2 protein-coding genes are annotated in these 1,839 nt (G+C 41.6%); both read right to left on the bottom strand.

From position 1 onward, the window contains the following. A partial coding sequence (rbsA, locus tag BT797_RS10195; protein WP_075471952.1) for a ribose ABC transporter ATP-binding protein RbsA occupies window positions 1-1,268 on the bottom strand: 1,268 nt, incomplete at its 3' end. A gap of 67 nt (window positions 1,269-1,335) precedes the next feature. After that, the gene (gene rbsD, locus BT797_RS10200) at window positions 1,336-1,755 is read right to left on the bottom strand and encodes a D-ribose pyranase (RefSeq protein WP_045111703.1); all 420 of its coding nucleotides are present in this window, start codon (window positions 1,753-1,755) and stop codon (window positions 1,336-1,338) included. Window positions 1,756-1,839: the final 84 nt, after the last annotated feature.

Raw genomic sequence — 1,839 nt, forward strand, 5'->3', positions numbered from 1 at the left:
GTTGGTTCATCTAAAATAAGTACTTTAGGACAAGTCATCAAACCTTTAGCAATCGCTACTTTTTGTTGATTACCACCGGATAAGTTACCAATGATTTGATCACGACTTGGGGTTTTAACATTAAACAAACGCATGAAATTTTCAACCGCAGTGGCTTCTTTAGCATGGTCGAGCTGTAAGCCTTTCGACATTAGGTCTAATGCACACAAGGACATATTTTCTTTTACCGACAAACCAAGCACGAGTCCATCGCCTTTCCGATCTTCCGAAATATAAGCGATACCATTAGCCAAACCATCACGCGGTGTTACAGGACTAACAACCTTGCCATCTAAGATCACGTCGCCCGACTCACGCGCTAGCGCACCATAAATAGCTTTCATTAATTCGGTACGACCTGCGCCCATTAAGCCTGAGATACCTAATATCTCGCCGTGGTCTAATTTGAAACTGACATCATGCACACCCGGCGCCACAATGTTTTCAACTTCCATGCACGTAGTTCCATGCTTCACATCAATACGTGGGTAAATTTCATCTAAACGACGACCGACCATCTTCTCAATCAGACCATCTTCGTCAATGTCAGTCACGGCGATCTCATCAATAAACTTACCATCGCGAAGTACGGTTATATCATCACAGACCTCGAAGATCTCTTTTAAACGATGGGAGATATAAACGATACCGCAGCCTTCATTGCGCAATTCATTAATCACTTTAAATAATGATTTAGTCTCGCTCTCCGTCAATGCATCAGTCGGTTCATCCATCACGATAACTTGTGATTTAAATGACAGCGCTTTAGCAATTTCAACCATTTGCTGCTCGCCTAAACTTAGCTCACCCAACAATTGACGCGAACTTTTCTTCACGTCTAAGCGTTGTAACAAAGCATCAGCATCACGGTACATCTGTGCCCATTTAATACCGCCAAACGCATTAGTTTTCTCTCGACCTAAATAGATATTTTCAGCAATCGTTAGCTCAGGGATCAAGTTTAATTCTTGATGAATAATACTAATGCCCATTTCTTGAGAATGACGAGGTCCATTAAAAGTAACATCACTACCTTGATAGTTAATATTACCTTTATCCATGTGATAGATACCCGTGATGACCTTCATCAGTGTCGACTTACCGGCACCATTTTCACCCAGTAATGCCATTACCTTACCTGGGTATACATTCAAACAAGCATTATCTAGTGCTTTCACACCAGGAAATGATTTTTCGATACCACTGAGTTTTAAAATTGCTTGCGTCATGTCAGTTCCTACTTTAATCCGCATAAATCGCTATTATTACGTGTCGTACAACCAATGTTGAGCGGGATTAAAATACCACTCCAGATTGGAAGATCACATTGGCATAAGGCGTACATTCACCCGTGCGCACAACTGCTTTGCTCTGGTGTGTTCGTCGCTTAAATGCTTCGTGGCTAATATAAGTAATTACTATCGTTTTGTTGGTGAGTTGTTCTTCACTGGTGATCACATCAAGTAAGGCCGAGTGTAACTCAGGGCTAACCGTAGCAAACTCTTCCGCAAGTACGATGCCTTCAATTTGCATTTCGCCGAGTATCGCTTTAACTGTCGCAATGAATGTTGGAACACCCGGAATCAATGCAAGATCGATACGCTGCGTTGAATCTGGGACAGGTAAACCAGCATCACAAATGGTGATCTCGTTAGTATGGCCAAGCGTCGCAACTAAATAAGATAAGTCTGCGTTGATAAGTGCATTTTTCTTCATAGATCACGCCTTACAAGGTTAAAATAGCTAAATATAAGTCTTCGATTAAATGGATATTAACGCTATCGAAACGTTTGCGCAAAC

The sequence above is a fragment of the Moritella viscosa genome (assembly GCF_900120065.1).
Lineage (GTDB): Bacteria > Pseudomonadota > Gammaproteobacteria > Enterobacterales > Moritellaceae > Moritella > Moritella viscosa.

Bases quoted from the DNA above. Each gene is read 5' to 3' on its own strand.
- rbsD (WP_045111703.1), bottom strand. From the start codon at position 1,755: ATGAAGAAAAATGCACTTATCAACGCAGACTTATCTTATTTAGTTGCG.